At 65.4% G+C, this 17,727-nt stretch carries 19 protein-coding genes; 16 read left to right on the top strand and 3 right to left on the bottom strand.

The features are described 5' to 3' along the window. Positions 1 to 3 precede the first annotated feature (3 nt). The 13 genes from KUW62_RS02015 to ftsH all read left to right on the top strand — a co-directional run bounded on the left by KUW62_RS02015 (position 4) and on the right by ftsH (position 12,641). Positions 4 to 831, top strand: coding sequence for a hypothetical protein (locus KUW62_RS02015; protein ID WP_224813843.1), 828 nt, complete (start codon positions 4 to 6; stop codon positions 829 to 831). After that, positions 828 to 1,463 (top strand): hypothetical protein, encoded by a 636-nt coding sequence (locus KUW62_RS02020; RefSeq protein ID WP_224813844.1) that lies wholly within the window; start codon positions 828 to 830, stop codon positions 1,461 to 1,463. The genes KUW62_RS02015 and KUW62_RS02020 overlap by 4 nt, the downstream gene beginning before the upstream one ends. Before the next feature lie 228 nt (positions 1,464 to 1,691). Continuing rightward, a complete protein-coding gene (ybgC, locus tag KUW62_RS02025; protein WP_224813845.1) occupies positions 1,692 to 2,102 on the top strand; it encodes a tol-pal system-associated acyl-CoA thioesterase in 411 nt (136 codons plus the stop codon). Between the two features lie 122 nt (positions 2,103 to 2,224). After that, entirely contained in the window at positions 2,225 to 2,917 is a 693-nt protein-coding gene (tolQ, locus tag KUW62_RS02030; RefSeq protein WP_224813846.1) for a protein TolQ, read from the top strand. Next, on the top strand, positions 2,917 to 3,393 hold the full coding sequence (gene tolR, locus KUW62_RS02035; protein WP_224813847.1) for a protein TolR: 477 nt from the start codon (positions 2,917 to 2,919) through the stop codon (positions 3,391 to 3,393). The genes tolQ and tolR overlap by 1 nt, the downstream gene beginning before the upstream one ends. A gap of 7 nt (positions 3,394 to 3,400) precedes the next feature. Continuing rightward, positions 3,401 to 4,552 carry a hypothetical protein gene (locus KUW62_RS02040; RefSeq protein WP_224813848.1) on the top strand — a complete coding sequence of 384 codons (1,152 nt, stop codon included), beginning with the start codon at positions 3,401 to 3,403 and terminating at the stop codon, positions 4,550 to 4,552. Next, complete coding sequence (locus KUW62_RS02045) at positions 4,549 to 6,072, top strand: hypothetical protein (protein WP_224813849.1); 1,524 nt, start codon at positions 4,549 to 4,551, stop codon at positions 6,070 to 6,072. The genes KUW62_RS02040 and KUW62_RS02045 overlap by 4 nt, the downstream gene beginning before the upstream one ends. Then, positions 6,069 to 6,563: a hypothetical protein gene (locus KUW62_RS02050; RefSeq protein ID WP_224813850.1), complete on the top strand. Its 495-nt coding sequence runs from the start codon at positions 6,069 to 6,071 to the stop codon at positions 6,561 to 6,563. Before KUW62_RS02045 ends, KUW62_RS02050 begins: the two co-directional genes overlap by 4 nt. A gap of 85 nt (positions 6,564 to 6,648) precedes the next feature. Beyond that, positions 6,649 to 7,953 carry a Tol-Pal system beta propeller repeat protein TolB gene (gene tolB, locus KUW62_RS02055; RefSeq protein WP_224813851.1) on the top strand — a complete coding sequence of 435 codons (1,305 nt, stop codon included), beginning with the start codon at positions 6,649 to 6,651 and terminating at the stop codon, positions 7,951 to 7,953. 61 nt (positions 7,954 to 8,014) lie between these two features. Further along, positions 8,015 to 8,539 carry a peptidoglycan-associated lipoprotein Pal gene (gene pal, locus KUW62_RS02060; RefSeq protein WP_224813852.1) on the top strand — a complete coding sequence of 175 codons (525 nt, stop codon included), beginning with the start codon at positions 8,015 to 8,017 and terminating at the stop codon, positions 8,537 to 8,539. A 1-nt stretch (position 8,540) separates the two neighbouring features. Next, positions 8,541 to 9,386, top strand: coding sequence for a tol-pal system protein YbgF (ybgF, locus tag KUW62_RS02065; RefSeq protein WP_224813853.1), 846 nt, complete (start codon positions 8,541 to 8,543; stop codon positions 9,384 to 9,386). 32 nt (positions 9,387 to 9,418) lie between these two features. Beyond that, positions 9,419 to 10,657, top strand: coding sequence for a tRNA lysidine(34) synthetase TilS (gene tilS, locus KUW62_RS02070; protein ID WP_224813854.1), 1,239 nt, complete (start codon positions 9,419 to 9,421; stop codon positions 10,655 to 10,657). Positions 10,658 to 10,730: 73 nt separating this feature from the next. Continuing rightward, on the top strand, positions 10,731 to 12,641 hold the full coding sequence (gene ftsH / locus KUW62_RS02075; protein ID WP_224813855.1) for an ATP-dependent zinc metalloprotease FtsH: 1,911 nt from the start codon (positions 10,731 to 10,733) through the stop codon (positions 12,639 to 12,641). 69 nt (positions 12,642 to 12,710) lie between these two features. On the opposite strand, the gene KUW62_RS02080 is transcribed toward ftsH, so the two are convergent. Next, a complete protein-coding gene (locus tag KUW62_RS02080) occupies positions 12,711 to 13,265 on the bottom strand; it encodes a class I SAM-dependent methyltransferase (RefSeq protein ID WP_224813856.1) in 555 nt (184 codons plus the stop codon). A gap of 90 nt (positions 13,266 to 13,355) precedes the next feature. After that, the gene (locus KUW62_RS02085) at positions 13,356 to 13,646 is read right to left on the bottom strand and encodes a hypothetical protein (RefSeq protein ID WP_224813857.1); all 291 of its coding nucleotides are present in this window, start codon (positions 13,644 to 13,646) and stop codon (positions 13,356 to 13,358) included. A 123-nt stretch (positions 13,647 to 13,769) separates the two neighbouring features. Here KUW62_RS02085 and KUW62_RS02090 point away from each other — a divergent pair, with 123 nt between their 5' ends. From KUW62_RS02090 to folD, 3 genes are all read left to right on the top strand, one after another. After that, entirely contained in the window at positions 13,770 to 14,369 is a 600-nt protein-coding gene (locus tag KUW62_RS02090) for an MOSC domain-containing protein (RefSeq protein WP_224813858.1), read from the top strand. Between the two features lie 312 nt (positions 14,370 to 14,681). Then, positions 14,682 to 16,358 (top strand): formate--tetrahydrofolate ligase, encoded by a 1,677-nt coding sequence (locus KUW62_RS02095; RefSeq protein WP_224813859.1) that lies wholly within the window; start codon positions 14,682 to 14,684, stop codon positions 16,356 to 16,358. Next, positions 16,358 to 17,257 carry a bifunctional methylenetetrahydrofolate dehydrogenase/methenyltetrahydrofolate cyclohydrolase FolD gene (gene folD / locus KUW62_RS02100; RefSeq protein ID WP_224813860.1) on the top strand — a complete coding sequence of 300 codons (900 nt, stop codon included), beginning with the start codon at positions 16,358 to 16,360 and terminating at the stop codon, positions 17,255 to 17,257. Before KUW62_RS02095 ends, folD begins: the two co-directional genes overlap by 1 nt. Here the strand turns inward: folD and KUW62_RS02105 are convergent. Continuing rightward, positions 17,254 to 17,667: a PaaI family thioesterase gene (locus tag KUW62_RS02105; protein ID WP_224813861.1), complete on the bottom strand. Its 414-nt coding sequence runs from the start codon at positions 17,665 to 17,667 to the stop codon at positions 17,254 to 17,256. The genes folD and KUW62_RS02105 overlap by 4 nt on opposite strands. Positions 17,668 to 17,727: the final 60 nt, after the last annotated feature.

Here is a 17,727-nt window from a genome sequence, read left to right on the forward strand (position 1 = left end):
CGATTGACCCGCTTTCTGCCCCTGATCCTTGCCAGTTTCCTTGTGCCCGCTACGGGCAATGCGGAGGTGGAGTTCCTGTATGCCGAGGTCTTTGAGACACGCTATGGCGATATCCGCGTGGGCGGCGAGCAGTTTCAACAGACCCTGTGGCACGACAGGACGCAGCTGCCCCTGCCTGAGGATGCGCGGTGGTGGGTGCAATGGGCCGAGCAGGGGGAGGGTGCCTATGATTGGGTGCTCGCCAGCCACCACCACGGCGGCAATTCCTGTGGTGGCGGCTTCTACATCTTGAGGCTTGACGAAAGCGGCGTGGCGCAGAGCCGTGAAATCTCGGATTGCGACGGACTGCTTCTGGATATTCGCACGGGCGCGGGATGGATCGAGATCGACCGCACCGATCTGGACATTGAAGTGCCGCTGGTCACCGTCAGGTGGAACGGCACCGATTACTCCGAAACCCACCATTTCGACCCGATCGCCCCGCCCGCGGGGGCCGGGGCGGATGTGACGCGGTGGGTCGGCGACAGCGGCTATTCCATCTTGCAAGACGCGGGCGAGCGGGCGCGTTTCGGCGCAGAGATGGAGATCTGGGACATGCAGGATCTTGCCACCCGCCTCAGCGTCGGCACGGGGGTGGAGCAGGCGGGCGATTGGATTTTCGCGACAGGCTGCCAACCCCATGCCTGCGGTCTTGAGATGGGGGCGATTGGCGTGCGGGTGAGTGACGGCGCTGTGGCGGCGATCATTCGGTCATCCGACCAAACGGACCGGGTGTTCGGGCTTGGCGATGATCCCGCGTTCCGCGCGCTGGTGGCCGAGGGGCTGGAATGATCGACGCAAAGGCGGTGGAGGCGCTCTTCACCCGCGCCGACGGCAGCTTCTTGTTCGCGCGGTGGGGGCGACCGATCGTGCCCGTCGTTTTCGGCGTGCAGGATGCCACGATGAGCATCTTGAAAGGCGCAATCGAGGCGGTCGTGGCGCTTGCCGATCACAAGATGGCGGAGACCGATCCGGAATTGGGCGCGAACCTGATGATCTTCTTCCTGCGCGATTGGGCGGAGTTGACGCAGACGCCGAACCTCGACCGGTTGATTCCTGACCTGGCCGAGACGGTCGCGCGGCTACAGGACGCCGAGGCCAACCAGTATCGCTCCTTCCGGTTCGATGCGGACGGGGGCATCAAGGCCGCGTTCGTCTTCGTGCGCATGGACGACGCGATGGCAGAGGCCCCGGCCGAGACGATTGCCCTGAGCCAGGTGGTGCAGACGATCCTGTTGTGGTCGGACAAAGCGTTTCTGGGCAGCTCTCCGCTGGCGGTGTTGGAGAACGGCGCGGCGGTGCTGAAGCCCGAGATCGCCGATGTGATCCGGGCGGCCTACGATCCGGTTTTGCCGGTTGCGGCGAAAGATGCGTCCATGGCGCTGCGGTTGAGCGCGCGGATGGCGGCGGGGCAGGGGCATTAAGTGCAGAGACCCGCATCGACGGGCCTGGGTGCGGCGATGCCACGGTCCTTCTTCGCGATTTATGGACGCAAAAAAGCGCGCTTCCCCGCTTCGGAGTGTCAAGATCGGCCAAATCGCCGGGCCCTGGGCAGGCCCGTCGATGCGGGGCGGCTTTGCCGCTGTTAACCCGCTTTGTGCATTCCCAGAGGTACCTTGACGCCCGTGGCCCTATCCCCGACCAAAGGCACCATGATCCATCACTGGCCCCTGCGCGTATATTACGAGGACGTCGACCTGGCGGCGATAGTCTACTACGCAAATTACCTCAAATACCTGGAGCGTGGACGTTCCGAGATGGTGCGCGCCGCGGGCATTAGCCAGTTGGACATGAAGGCGGCGGGTCTGGTCTTTGCCGTGCGCCGGGTAGAGGCCGATTACCTCAAGCCCGCCCGTTACGACGACGAATTGATCGTCGAGACCCGCGTTGACCGCTTGAAGGGGGCCAGCTTCGACATGCCGCAACGCATCTTGCGGGGCGACGAAGTGCTGATGGATGCGCGGATCAGGGTTGTCGTCCTCAACTCACAAGGCCGTGCGGCGCGGCTTCCGGCGGATATTCGCGCAAAAGTCACAGCGATCACGGCAAGTGACAGCCCGTGACAGAGAAGTGTTCGCTTTAACCCTTTTAAGCTGATAAACTCTCACTCAAATGAGGCGCATCATAAACCGCGCACGTTCGTAGAAATACGGTTTGAGGCCGGGTAGAGGACAGCAAAAGACACATGGAAACCGAGACGCTCGCTCTGGCGCAGGAGGCGGACTTTACCCTCGTTGCGCTGTTCTTTCGTGCAAGCCTGATCGTTCAATTGGTGATGATCGCGCTGATCGTCGCCTCGATCTGGGTTTGGGCAATCGCCTTCACGAAATTCACCATGTTCCGCCGTGCGCGGACCAATGCGGCCGCCTTCGACGCGGCCTTCTGGTCCGGGGAGCCGCTGGATGAATTATACGACCAGGTGGCCAACGCGCCCAGTTCCGCGTCCGAGCGGGTGTTCGTGGCGGGCATGACCGAGTGGCGGCGCAGCCTGCGTGATGACGGGGCGCTGATCCCCGGCGTGCAGCAGCGTGTGGACCGGTCGATGGACGTGGCGATTGCGCGCGAGAGCTCCCGCCTGACCAACGGGTTGAATTTCCTTGCGACGACGGGCGCGACGGCGCCGTTCGTGGGTCTTTTCGGCACGGTCTGGGGCATCATGCGGTCGTTCCAGGAGATCGCGATTTCCGGCCAGACCTCGCTTGCCGTTGTGGCACCGGGTATCGCGGAGGCGCTTCTGGCCACGGGCCTTGGCCTTCTGGCGGCCATCCCGGCAGTGATTCTCTACAACAAGCTCAGCAGCGATGCTGACGAGGTTGTCGGCACGTTCGAGAGCTTTGCCGACGAATTCTCCACCCTTCTCAGCCGGCAGTTGGACTGATGGGGGCCGCGGTCGCACAAGGGGGCGGCAATCGCCGTCGCAGGGGCAGGGGCCGGCGCGGTGGCGCGAAGCCGATTTCCGAGATCAACGTCACGCCTTTTGTGGACGTGATGCTGTGCCTTCTCATCATCTTCATGGTGGCCGCACCGCTGATGACCGTGGGCGTGCCGATTGACCTGCCCGATACCTCTGCCGAGGCGCTGCCGAGTGAGGAAGAGGAGCCGCTGACCGTCACGCTGGCCGCCGATGGCCGCGTCATGTTGCAGACCACGGAAGTGGCCCGCGCGGAGATCATCCCCCGCCTGCAAGCCATCGCTGCCGAACGCGACAGCCCGCGCATCTTCGTGCGCGCCGATGGCGGCATTCCCTATGCCCAGGTGATGGAAGTCATGGGCGCGCTGAATGCGGCGGGGTTCCGGGAAATCGGGTTGGTGACGGATGCGGGTGGTCCGCGCCTGGATGGGGCGGGGGAGTGATCTGTCCATGCGCCGGTCTCTCTATGCCTCCTCAGCGATCCATGTGGGCCTTCTGGCCTGGGTGGCGTTTGGCGGGCTTTTGTTCGACCGGTCGCCGGAGGTGGAGTTCGAGGTTACAGGCGTGACCCTGATGTCGGTGCAGGATTTCGAGGCGCTGACCAGTTCCACCGGAACGGCGGAGCCCGCGGTTGTGGAACAGCCGGTCGCCCCGGACTTGCCGCAGATCACCGACGCGCCCGAAGCTCCGGCGGCAGAGACACCGCCGCCCGCCACCGAGCAGCCGGTGGAAACCGCGGCCCCGCCACCCGAAAGCGATCCGGTGCCCGTCGATCCGGTGCCCGATACGGTGGTGACGGATGATGTGGCCACCCTGGCCCCGCCGCCCGGCGCGCCCGATGCGGACGTCTCCGTGACGCCCACGCCGGAGGCCGCCCCGCGCGTGGCCCCCGTGGCCGCGCCGCTGCCGGAGCCGGACGTGGAAATCGCGCCCGACGTACTCGAGCAGCCGTCCGACCCGGAAATTTCCGAAGAGACCCCGGTTGAGGACACGCCGGAGACCGCCCCCGAAGAGGCGACCACGGAGATCGTGACAGAGGCGGAAGAGCCCGCCGCGGCCCCCTTGGGCCCGACCGCTTCCGTGCGCCCCACGCCGCGCCCCGCGCGCCCCGCCCCGGTCGAGGAGCCGGTGGAACAGGCAGAGGTGGAAACCCCGGTGGAGCCCGCCACAGAGGCCCCGGCAGAGGAAGATCCGTTGGCCGCCGCCATTGCCGGCGCGGTTGCCGAAGCCGTGGAGGCCCCCGTGGCCGAGACGCCCGCGCCCGCCGCCCCCTCCGGCCCGCCGTTGAGCCAAGGGGTGCAGGACGGGTTCCGCGTGGCCGTCGGCAATTGCTGGAATGTCGGCACGACCTCCTCCGACGCGCTGCGCACGACGGTGGTGGTGGCCTTCGATATGGAGCGGGACGGCCGCCCGATCGTCGGCACGATGCGGCTTCTGGAATATGATGGCCCGTCCCAGGCGGCGGCGGACGTGATGTACGAGGCCGCACGCCGCGCGATCATCCGCTGTACCGGGGACGGTTATGACCTGCCCGAGGAAAGCTATGGCCGCTGGCAACAGGTGGAACTCGTGTTCAACCCCGAAGGGATGCGGATGCGATGATCGTGCGCTTTGCCCTTCTTCTGTGCATCTTCGCAGCACCCGCCGCGGCCCAGACCGCCGTTGGGGACCGCCCCGGCCGTTGGATCACGGTGCCAAGGGTCGTCCCGGAATTCGTGGAACCTGCGCCAGCGGCGACGGCGGCGGCGGACGCGACGGAGGCCGGCAACGCCACCGCGCAGCCGGAGCGGTTGTCGGTGATCCCGTCACGCGAGGCACCGCAAGCCGCCCTGCCGGAGACGCGCCCGGTGCCCCGGCCCCGCGTGGCGGTGATCGAAGTGCCGCCCGATGTGGCGCTTGAGCTTGCCGCCCCAACGGACATCGCGGTGGAGCCGTCGACCCCTGTGGACGACCCGGTGATCGCCACAATTCTGGCCCCTCCACCCGATGCCGCCCGCCCGGATCCGCGCCCGGAATGGGTGGAAATTGCTGCCTTGGCGGAGGCGCTGGCCGCGCAACTGGCGCAGGAGGCCCGCGACATCACGTCAAGCACGCCCGCGCCGGTCGCGGCACAGGTCGTCCCCTCGGGTCTAGAGGCGCTGCGCCCCGTCGCGACGATGCCGGCCATCCCGGTTTTGGCAAGGATCGAACCGGTCGAACCCGAGCCCGCGCCCGAGCCCGCGATTGCGGCGGCACCCCAAACGCCGCTGCCGCCGGCACCGGCGCCGCAACCGCTCAGCCCCCGAACGCCATTCGCGCGCAGTGCCGCGCCGAGCATCCCGCAAGTCGCAACGCCTGCCGGTCTTTCGGCGGTCCTGTTGCCGAATATCAGCGACCGGATCGGCGCGATGGCGCGGCCCGTTGCGGTTGCGATGCCCCGGGTCGATCCCGGCCCGGTCCTGTCACGCCCGCGCCCGCAGGGGCCTGACGTGATGGAGCGCGCATCCGCACCCGTCATTGGCGCGACCGTGCGTCTGTCTGCCGTCCTCCTTCCTGGCCCGTCCGACCGCCCGGTGACTGTGCCGCGCCTGGCCCGCGCGGCGGCACCCGCCCTTGATCCCTTCCCGCTTTCCGCATTGCCGCCTTCTGCCTTTCCCGAGGGGCCGGAGGCGCTGGACCGGATGCCGATGCCGACACCCCCGCGCGGGGAACCGATGGCGAGCGTGCTCGTCACGCCGGAACGCGCCGCGCCCGGTCGTGTGCCGCTGTTCGATGCTCCGGCGCAGCCGGGATATGACGCGCCGCCCGATGACCCGGACCAAGGTGTTGAATTGCCCGCGCCGGACCCGTTGGCCCTGTCGCGCATGGTCGATGACGCCTTGATCTGCTGGGGGCACGCCGACCTTTCGCCCGAGGCCGGGTGGGCGGTGCTGGCGGTTGACGTTGCGTTGGATGAAACAAATATGCCGTCTGCGGCGTCTATTCGGTTACGGGGGTTCGGTCGCGTGATGTCGGGCGCGGCTGAGGAAGCCTATCGCGCCGCCCATGCGGCCCTAATCGGCTGCGCGGCGGCCACGGGGGCGGAGCCTGTGACACGCGCGGCGACGCTTGTTTTTGACCGTTACGGAGTGCAGGTGCGATGATCCGCTTTGCCTTGATCCTTATGGCTTGCGTGACCGGTGTGCCGGCGATGGCGCAAACCGTAGTTCCGGTCCCGCGCCCGACACCGGAAGAGCGCGCGGAGACCGCAGCCGCCGCAGCCGCCCGCGCGGAGACCGCCTCACAAGCCGTCCTTGCCGAAGCGACGCGCCCCCTCACGGATGCCGAGCAGCAGGCCTTCAGCCAGCAGATCCGCACATGCTGGAACGTGGCGGAGGCCGAACCGGTCCGCGTCACCGTTCAGTTCGAGATGGATGACAATGCCCATCCGATCCCGCATTCCTTCGCCCTGATTTCCGCCGATGAGGCGGCGCGGGAAACGGCCGATCTGGCCTTTGCCGCCGCACGCCGCGCCGTCTTGCGCTGCGCCGGAGAGACGGGATACGACCTGCCATCCGTGGCCATGCCCTATTGGCAGCGCGTGCAGATTACCTTTGATCCCACCGACATTGCGGTGGATGGGGAGACGAATTGATATGCGACCCGAGCGCAAAATCCTTCAGTTGAGACACGAGGTGGTCCCGATGCTGACACGCCGATGCTTTATGAAAAGGACGTCCATGCTGGCCGCGTCCACGGCCTTGCCCGGCCTCGCGCTGGCCCAGGACGGACCCTTGCGCCTTGAGATCACCGAAGGTGTGATCGAACCGCTGCCATTTGCCCTTCCGACCTTCATCGCGGAGAGCACCGGGGCAAGCGACGTGGCCGCCGATATCAGCCGCGTCATCACCGCCGATTTGCGCGGTTCCGGCCTGTTCCGGCCTATCCCGGCAGAGGCCCATATCGCGCAGGTCACAAGCTTCAATGCGCCGGTCAGCTATCCCGATTGGCAGGCGATCAACGCTCAGGCCCTGATCACGGGCGCGGTGGAGCAGCGCAGCGATGGTCAGCTTGTCGTCCGTTTCCGTCTGTTCGACGTGTTCAGCCAGGCCCCGTTGGGCGAGGGGTTGCAATTCGTGGGCCCCGCCGACAGCTGGCGCCGCATGGCCCACACGGTGGCCGATCAGGTCTATTCCCGGATCACCGGCGAGACGGGGTATTTCGACACCCGCGTCGCCTTCATCGCCGAAGAAGGGCCGAAGAATGCCCGTCTCAAGCGGTTGGCGATCATGGATTACGACGGCGCGAACGTGCAGTACCTGACCGATTCCCGCGCGTTGGTCCTGGCCCCGCGGTTCAGCCCGAGCGGGGATCAGATCCTTTATACAAGCTACGAATCCGGCTTCCCGCAGGTCTACCTGATGGATGTGGCCACGGTGCAGCGCCGCCCGCTGGAGGCGATCCCCGGCGGCAACATGACCTTCTCGCCACGCTTCTCCCCCACCGGTCAGACGGTGGTGTTCAGCCTGGAGGAAGGCGGGAACACGGACATCTATGCCCTTGATCTGGCCAGCGGGACGCGCACGCGCCTGACCCAGGCCCCGTCGATCGAAACCGCGCCGTCCTTCAGCCCCGAAGGCGATCAGATCGTCTTCGAGAGTGACCGGTCGGGCGATCAGCAGATCTACATCATGCCCGCATCGGGTGGGGAGGCGCGGCGGATCAGTGCCGGGTCGGGCCGCTACGGCACCCCGGTCTGGAGCCCGCGCGGCGACTACATCGCGTTCACCAAGCAAGAAAACGGGCGCTTCCATATCGGTGTGATGCGCACCGACGGCTCGGAAGAGCGGCTTCTGACCTCCTCATTCCTGGATGAGGGGCCGACCTGGGCCCCCAATGGCCGGGTCATCATGTTTACCCGCGAGACGCCGGGCGACGATGGCGCGCCCGCGGTCTACTCCGTCGACATATCGGGCCGGAACCTGCAACGGGTGGCGACACCCGGCATGGCATCGGACCCGGCATGGTCCCCGCTTCAAGGGTAGTTGGCGTGATCGCCCCTCCCATGGTAGTACTCAGTAAAACAAGATCCGAGGATCCGAGCTTATGACATTTTCCTTCCTTCGCCCCGTCCACGCGGCGCTTCTGATCGGCACATTGGCGCTGGCCGCCTGTTCCCAAGGGGGCCTGAATGGCGGTGACAGTGCCGCCGGAGTGGCCGGTGGTGCGACAGCCGGTGGGGCCGGCGGCGTGGGCGATCCGTCCAGCCCCGTCTACTTCAACGAGGTCGTGGGCGACCGCGTGCTGTTCGCCGTGGACCAATCCACCCTGTCGCCGGAGGCGCAGCGAATCCTTGCCGGGCAAGCGCAATGGCTGCTGTCCAACCCCGAATTCACCGCCCTGATCGAAGGCCACGCCGATGAACAGGGGACACGGGAATACAACCTTGCCCTTGGCGCACGCCGTGCGGCGTCCGTGCGGGAATACCTGGTCAGTCAGGGAGTTCCGGATGCACGCCTGCGCACGATCTCCTACGGGAAGGAACGCCCGATCCAGATCTGCTCGGACGAGGCGTGCTATTCCCAGAACCGCCGCGCCGTGACCGTGATCTCCGCCGGATTGGGTGCCTGACATGCGGCTGGCCGTTGCCCTTTGCGCGCTGCTGGTGAGCGGCCCGGCGCTGGCACAGGACCAGACGCTGGCCGACATCCGGCAGGAATTGTCGCTCGTCTACGTGGAAATCCAGCGCCTGCGCGCGGAATTGAACACGACCGGCAGCGCGTCGGGGTCCGGCGCGTCGGGGACCACACTGGACCGCGTCAACGCAATTGAGGCGGAGGTGCAGCGCCTGACCGCCGCGACCGAGCGTCTGCAACTGGACGTTGATAATGTCGTGCGCGACGGGACGAACCGGATCGGTGACCTTGAATTCCGCCTGTGCGAATTGGAGACGTCTTGCGATATTTCCAGCTTGGGTGAAACGCCGTCCCTGGGCGGTGTCACGCCGTCATCCGCCGGCAGCACGCCCGCCGCGCCGACGGCTGGGGGGGAGGTCACGGCCACGCCCCTGCCGCAGGCCGGGACAGGCAACCTTGCCGTGGCGGAGCAGAGCGATTTTGACAGGGCGCGCGCCGCATTCGATGCGGGCAACTTCGCCGATGCCGTCACCCTGTTCGAGACCTTCACGGAGACTTATCCGGGCGGCCCCCTTTCGGCGGAGGCGCATTTCCTGCGCGGCCAGGCGGAGGTGAACCAGGGCCGCTGGAACCAGGCCGCGCGCGCGTTCCTGGCCAGTTTCACGGCGCAGCCCGAGGGACAGAGGGCCCCGGCGGCCCTGACCTCCCTTGGCGTGGCCCTGGCGCAGATCGGGCAGACGGATGAGGCGTGCCTGACGCTGGCGGAGGTTGCGGTGCGTTATCCCGGCACCGCGGCTGTGGCCGAAGCACAGGCCGAACGCGGGCGCCTGGGCTGCCAGTGACCGAAACGCTGGCCGCGCATTTCGCGGGCCAGATGGGCCAGCTCCTTGGTCCGCATTTTCCCGAACTTATTGGCCTTGCCGTGTCGGGCGGCGGGGACAGCATGGCGATGCTGACGCTTGCCCATGATTGGGCGCGCAGGTTTGGTGTCGGCCTGCACGTCGTCAGCGTCGACCACGGGCTGCGGCCCGAAAGCGCTGCCGAGGCTGCATTGGTGGCAAGGGAATGCGCGAGCCTGGGCCATTCCCACGACATCCTGCGCTGGACATGGGATGGGGAGGGGAACCTGCAAGACGCGGCGCGGCGCGCGCGGCTTTCGCTGATCGACGGCTGGCGGGGGGACATTCGACACGTACTGTTCGCCCACACGCAGGACGATGTGGCGGAAACCTTCCTGATGCGGCTTGCGCGCGGGTCGGGCGTGGACGGGCTGTCTGCGATGGCCGCGCAGCGGCACGTGCGGTTGAATGCGACCGATGCGGGGTTCACGGTAATCCGCCCGCTCCTTACCGTGTCGCGCGCGGCGTTGCGGCACCATATCGACGTCCTGAAGGTGCCTTACGTGGACGATCCGTCGAACGACGATCCCCGCTTCGACCGTGTAAAAGCGCGCGCCGTTCTATCTGAACTGGGGATCGACACCGGGACGCTGGCCGATACCGCGCGCCGGATGGAACGGGCGGGCACCGCATTGCGCGCCCGCGCCGCCGAGGTCGCGCGCCACGCGGTCCGCCCCGAATTGGTGAATGGATGCCCCACGGGCAGCCTTCTGATCGAGCGCGGCGCCTTGGGCGAATGTGATCGCGAAACGCAGATGCGGCTTCTGTCCGGCGCGTTGCGATGGGTGGCGTCCGCTCCGTACCGGCCCCGCGCGCAAGGGTTGGAGGGCTTGCTCGACCGGGTGCTTGGCGGCGGCGGCGGCACGCTTCACGGGGCGCAAGTTTCGCTCAACGCGCAGGACATCCGCGTCTTCCGGGAATACGAGGCGGTCAAGGACTTGCGTGGCGCGGTCGGCACGCTTTGGGATCGCCGATGGGTCCTGGACGCATCCGACATCGCGGCGTTGGAGGTCGCGGCTTTGGGCCCGGAGGGATGGCGACAGATCGCGGAAAAACCGGCTGACACCCCGCCCCATGCCGCCGCGCTGGCGCTTCCGGCGGTATTCGACGGCACGCGGCTGGTCGCCTGCCCCGCGCTCGGCTTCGGCTCACGGGTCGAAGCGAGGTTCCGCCCGATTGCGGACACTTTCACCCGTTTGCTGGAATCGCGTTGAACTTGGGGGTGTAGGGCTTATCTTAGTCAGAACGCGCGGTGATCCGCGCCCTACTCTTTTTAGGAGACCTCCCTTGGGCAATGCGAGAAATGTCGCCTTCTGGGTCATTCTGTTCCTGTTGATCCTGGCCTTGTTCAACCTCTTTTCCGGGGGCCAAAGCCAAGTGAACAGCCGCACGGTGCCCTATTCCGATTTCGTGGAACAGGTTGAAAACGGGGCGGTTTCTTCGGCCACACTCGATGGCGAAAGCGTTCAGTTCACGACGTCTGAGGGTGTCTTCACCACCGTGGCCCCCGGCGATGCGGAGCCGACGAATACGCTTTTGACCAACGACGTCCGGATCGAGGCGCGCCCGCAGGAGCAGTCGGGCTTCCTGAGCGTGCTGTCGCTGTGGCTGCCGGTGCTGGTCCTGATCGGCATCTGGATTTTCTTCATGAACCGGATGCAGGGCGGTGGCCGGGGTGGCGCGATGGGCTTTGGCAAATCCAAAGCCAAACTGCTGACCGAAAAGCATGGCCGCGTGACCTTCGATGACGTGGCGGGCATCGACGAGGCCAAGGAAGAGCTGGAGGAGATCGTCGAATTCCTGCGCAATCCGCAGAAGTTCTCGCGCCTTGGCGGCAAAATCCCCAAGGGCGCGCTTCTGGTGGGCCCCCCGGGTACCGGTAAGACGCTTCTGGCCCGCGCCATCGCGGGGGAGGCGGGCGTGCCGTTCTTCACCATCTCGGGCTCCGACTTCGTGGAGATGTTCGTGGGTGTGGGTGCATCCCGTGTGCGCGACATGTTCGAGCAAGCCAAGAAGAACGCGCCTTGTATCGTCTTCATCGACGAGATCGACGCTGTGGGCCGGTCCCGTGGCGTGGGCTACGGCGGCGGTAATGACGAGCGCGAACAGACGCTGAACCAGCTGCTGGTGGAGATGGACGGGTTCGAGGCCAATGAAGGCATCATCATCGTGGCCGCCACCAACCGCCCCGATGTTCTGGACCCCGCATTGCTGCGGCCCGGTCGTTTCGACCGCCAGGTGCAGGTGCCGAACCCTGACATCAAGGGCCGCGAGCGCATTCTGGGCGTCCATGCCCGCAAGGTGCCGCTTGGCCCTGACGTGGACCTGCGCATCATCGCGCGCGGCACCCCCGGTTTCTCGGGCGCTGACCTTGCAAACCTCGTGAACGAGGCGGCGCTGACGGCGGCCCGCATCTCTCGCCGGTTCGTGACGATGGAGGATTTCGAAAGCGCCAAGGACAAGGTCATGATGGGGGCGGAGCGCCGGTCCATGGTCATGACCGAGGACGAGAAGAAGCTGACCGCCTATCACGAGGCGGGCCACGCCATCGTTGGCCTGAATGTCCCGGACCATGATCCGATCCACAAGGCGACGATCATCCCGCGGGGCCGCGCGCTTGGTTTGGTGCTGAGCCTGCCCGAACGCGATCAATTGAGTGTCTCGTACCGGAAATACACGTCCAAGATCGCCATGGCGATGGGCGGCCGCGTGGCGGAGGAACTGGTTTTCGGCAAGGAGAACATCACCTCGGGTGCTGCGTCCGACATCCAGCAGGTGACACGGATCGCCCGTGCGATGGTGACGCAATTCGGCTATGCCGAGGAGCTTGGCTATATCGACTATGCCAACGAGCAGCAGTCGCATCTGGGATCATACGGGGGTGGCACCTCGCACTCCGCCGCGACCCAGAAGGTGATCGACGACAAGGTCAAGGAACTGGTCGACGAAGGCTATGAGACCGCCAAGCGCATCCTGACCGAAAAGCGCGACGATCTGGAGCGGCTTGCCCAGGGTTTGCTGGAATACGAAACGCTGACAGGTAAGGAGATCGGCAAGGTCATCGCCGGGGAGCCGCTGAACCGTGGCGACGACGATGATGAGGCTCCGTCCTCGGGCGGAACGCCGTCCATCACGGCGATCCCGAAGCTGAAGCCCAAAGCCAAGCCTTCGGGCGACATGGAGCCGGAACCGTCCTAACCCGCACCTGATAGATCGCAAAAGCCCCGACCGACTGGCCGGGGCTTTTTCTTGCGTGGCGATGCGCGGCTATTTCGTGGCAAGCGCCCAGGCGACAATCGGGAAATTGGGATCATTCGTCAGGTCGTCGATTTCGGGGTCGTATTTCGCCCACTTCTTCTGACAATCCCGTTGGGCCGATGGCAGGTTGCCCCACTGCTCTGCCATGATCTTGTCCGCGTCAAAGCCGCATTCGATCAGCAGGTTCGTCAATCCGCGCGCGGTCCAGCGGCTGCAATCGACCGGGAAGGCATGGTAGCGCACATAGAACGGGGTGCAGACATAGAAGATGCCCCCCTTGTTGAGCATTTTCAGCACATTCTTCGTCGCGGCGTAGGGTCGGTCCAGATGTTCCCAAACCTGGTCCGCGATCACCATGTCGAACTTGCGCAATTTGCCGGACCCATCCCGAAACGCGTCCTTGCAGATGTCGTAATCGGGGTAGTGGAATTCTTCGAACGTCTTGAAGTCAAAGCCCTTCCCGAACGCGCCGGAAATCTCCGCGCAGTTGCGCGAGGGCGGGTCAAGCTCGGCGATTAATTCGGTCGCCCGTCGCTTGTAAGCAACGCGATTGAGGAAAGCCATTGCGTGTCCCTACTGCTCTGCCGGGCCGCGTGGGCGCGGCGTTCTGGTTGTTGGGGTCCGTGAACCATCCGCCACGGACCCGGGCGTTCATCAGCCCATGAACTTCTTGCGGGCCTCGGACATGGATTTCTCCATCTCATTCCACGCCTTCTGCATGGAGGCCTGGATGTCCTGTGCGGCGTCCATGTTGGCTTTGCCAAGCTCTTCCATATGCTTCTCGGCGTGTTTGCGTTGTTCGTTCAACGCTTCCATCTGCTTGACCATCTGAGCCTGTCCCGCCGCGCCGGCATCGGCCATCTTGGCCTGCATCTTGGACATCTCCTCGGCCCATTTGTCCATCTGCGCCTTGGCTTGCGCCATGAAATCCTTGGGGTCTTGCATCGTGTCCGTCCTCCGTCTTGGGTCGTGCGTAGCCTAGCACGCTTTGGTGCCGATGCGGCAATGCCTCTTGAACGTTCGCGCGCGCTGTCGTCACTTGTGCCACGCTCAATGGGGGAATGCAGGATGCCAGCACTCAAGCCGACCGATTTCCAGGCGACGGTGGCATGGCTCGGGGTGAACCGGGACCGGACCGCCGCGCTGGAGACGGACATGCTGGACGCTATGTCGCTGAGCTTCGCGGGGCTGGCGGAGGAAAGCCGCGGGGGCCTGACGCGCCCGTCCTGTAGCCGCGTTACGTCGCAACATCCACGCGGGACGGAAATACGCAATACGCGACAGATCTGTATCGTGTCGGAAGAAGAGGTGGCGGCCATCGCCGCCGATATGGGGTTGCCCGATCTTCATCCGTCGCTGATCGGCGCGTCGATCATGGTGGCGGGTCTGCCGGACTTCACGCATCTTCCGCCGTCGTCCCGACTTCAGGACGTGGATAGCGGTGCGACTTTGGTGGTGGATATGGAGAACCGCCCCTGCGTACTGCCGGGAAAGCCGATCGAGGCGGCCCATCCGGGATATGGGAAACGGTTCAAGCCAGCCGCGATGGGGCGGCGCGGCGTGACGGCATGGGTTGAACGGGAGGGCACGATCCGCGTTGGATCAACACTGCGCCTGCACGTTCCCGACCAGCCGGTCTGGACGCATCTGGACGAGGTCCGGGGTTAAGCGACGGCAAGCACCGCGATCCCTGCACTCATGCCAAGTGCGAGGCCGGAATAGAGAATAAAGCTGACTGCATGAAAGCGCATGGTCTTCCCCCTTAGGTGTTGGTCTTCACCCGCAATATCCCGCGGTCTGCCTAATAAACGGTTACCAGAACCCGTTGGTTCCGATTCTTCTTCGATTTTCCTTTTGGAAACCCGCGCCCGGGCACATGGCGGGATGCTTTGAGAAAATGTCGGAATTGACCCTGTCCAAGGCAGCCACGCCCGCTATAGGCGAGTAAGACAAAGACAAATGCGACCGGGAGAGCGCGCCATGGGCTACAAATCCGACATCGAAATCGCCCGCGAGGCGCAGAAGAAACCGATCCAGGACATCGGAGCGAAGATCGGTATCGAGAGTGCCGATCTGCTGCCCTATGGCCACGACAAGGCGAAAGTCAGCCAGGCGTTCATCAACTCCGTCCAGGATCGTGAGAACGGCAAGCTGATCCTGGTGACCGCGATCAACCCGACCCCTGCGGGGGAAGGCAAGACGACGACGACCGTGGGGTTGGGCGACGGCCTGAACCGCATCGGCAAGAACGCGATGGTGTGTATCCGCGAGGCGTCCCTTGGCCCGAACTTCGGGATGAAGGGCGGGGCGGCCGGCGGCGGCTATGCGCAAGTGGTGCCGATGGAGGAGATGAACCTCCATTTCACCGGCGACTTCCACGCCATCACTTCGGCCCATTCGCTCCTGTCGGCGATGATCGACAACCACATCTATTGGGGCAATGAGCTTGAGATTGACGTGCGCCGGGTTGTCTGGCGCCGCGTCGTCGACATGAACGACCGCGCGCTGCGGCAGATCACGGCGTCCCTCGGCGGCGTGGCGAACGGCTTCCCGCGTGAGGCGGGCTTTGACATTACCGTGGCCTCCGAGGTCATGGCGATCCTGTGCCTCGCCAAGGATTTGAAGGATTTGCAGGAACGTCTGGGCGCCATGATCGTGGCCTACCGCCGCGACCGGTCGCCGGTCTATGCGCGTGACATCAAGGCCGACGGCGCGATGACGGTGCTCCTGAAGGACGCGATGCAGCCGAACCTGGTGCAGACGCTGGAAAACAATCCGGCCTTTGTCCATGGCGGGCCGTTTGCCAACATCGCCCATGGCTGCAATTCCGTCATAGCGACGACGACGGCCCTGAAACTGGCCGATTACGTGGTGACGGAAGCGGGCTTCGGGGCCGATCTGGGTGCCGAGAAGTTCATGAACATCAAGTGCCGCAAGGCGGGGCTCGCGCCGTCGGTCGTGGTCTGTGTCGCGACCGTGCGTGCGATGAAGATGAATGGTGGCGTCGCCAAGGCCGATCTGGGTGCGGAGAACGTGGACGCGGTGAAGGCGGGCTGCCCGAACCTTGGCCGCCATATCGAGAATCTCAAGGGCTTCGGCGTTCCGGTCGTGGTGGCCATCAACCATTTCGTCACCGACACCGATGCGGAAGTGCAGGCGGTGAAGGATTACGTCGCCGAACAGGGCGCCGAGGCCGTGCTGTCCCGCCATTGGGAGCTTGGGTCCGAAGGCTCCGCGCCGCTGGCCGAGAAGGTTGTGGAGGTGATCGACCGGGGGGAGGCGGCTTTCGAGACGCTCTACGCCGACGACATGCCGCTCGCCGAGAAAATCCAGACCGTCTGCCGGAAAATCTACCGCGCGGATGAGGCGGTGATGGACAAGAAGATCCTCGACCAGCTGAAGCTGTGGGAGGAGCAGGGCTATGGCAACTTGCCGGTCTGCATGGCGAAGACGCAATATTCCTTCACCACCGACCCGAACGAGCGCGGCGCCCCCACGGGCTTCACCATCCCCGTGCGGGAGGTTCGGCTGTCGGCTGGTGCGGGCTTCATCGTCGCGGTCTGCGGAGAGATCATGACCATGCCCGGCCTGCCGCGCAAACCTTCGGCCGAGGCGATCCACCTCAACGATGACGGCCAGATCGAGGGCCTGTTCTGATGACAGCGACGAAGATCGACGGCACAGCCTTTGCGGCGGATGTGCGGGCGCAGGTGGCGGAGCATGTCGCGCGCCTGACGTCGGATCACGGGATTACGCCGGGCCTGGCGGTGATCCTCGTGGGCGCGGACCCGGCAAGCGAGGTCTATGTCGCCGCCAAGCACAAGCAGACGGTGGAGGTCGGAATGGCCTCCTTCGAGCATCGGTTGCCCGCCGATACCTCCGAAGACGACCTCTTCGCGTTGATCGACACATTGAATTCCGATGCGTCGGTTCATGGCATCCTGTGCCAGTTCCCGGTCCCCGATCACCTGGATGAGCGGCGCGTCGTGGCGCGGATCGACCCGGCCAAGGACGTAGATGGGTTGAGCGTCGTGAATGCGGGGTTGCTGGCCAGTGGCGAGAAGGGGCTCGTGTCCTGTACGCCGCTGGGATGCCTGATGCTGCTGCGGGATCAGGTCGGCGACATGACCGGCAAAGAGGCGGTGGTGATTGGCCGGTCGAACCTGTTCGGCAAGCCCATGGGCCAGCTTCTGTTGCAGGAGAATTGCACGGTCACGATCGCCCATTCCCGCACGAAGGATCTGGCGGAGGTGTGCCGCAGGGCCGACATCCTCGTCGCTGCCGTTGGACGGGCGGAGATGGTCCGCGGGGATTGGGTGAAACCCGGTGCGACCGTGATCGACGTGGGCATCACGCGCATTCCGCATCCCGACAAGCCGGGGAAGACCAAGCTTCTGGGGGATGTGCATTTCGCCGAGGCCGCGGAGGTCGCCGCGGCGATCACGCCGGTGCCCGGCGGTGTCGGACCCATGACGATCGCGTGCCTTCTGGCCAATACGCTGACCGCGTGCTGCCGCGCGCACGGGCTGGACGAGCCGGAGGGGCTGACGGCCTAAACCGGGATCATCGTACCCTGCAACAGGGCCACGTCGCGGAGGATACCATCCTCCGCCTCCGCCTGAACGGTGCATCGGGTGATCATCAGCCGACGGCCAGGTTTGACAACCTCCCCCGTCGCGATCAGGCGGCGTCCGGCGGCGGGTGCGATCAGGTTGATCTTCATCTCAACGGTCATGACCTCGGCGCCCGGCTCCATCAGGGTAAGCGCCGCGTAGCCCGAGGCGCTGTCGCCCAGGGCGAAGCTCGCGCCGGCATGGGCCACGCCATGCTGCTGCCCGATGGCGGGGCTGATCGGCATCGACAGGACGACACGGCCGCTTGCAATCTCCTCGATCCCCGCCTTGAAGCTGCGCATGAGACCCTGTTTGGCGAAGCTCGCCTCGATTGCTGCTTTTGCCGGTGTCATCATGTCGCCTTTGCCTGATCCAATGGGTTGCCGGGGTTGAACCTAATTGTGCCAGCCTCA

It is taken from the genome of Hasllibacter sp. MH4015 (assembly GCF_020177575.1).
Taxonomy (GTDB): Bacteria; Pseudomonadota; Alphaproteobacteria; order Rhodobacterales; family Rhodobacteraceae; genus Gymnodinialimonas.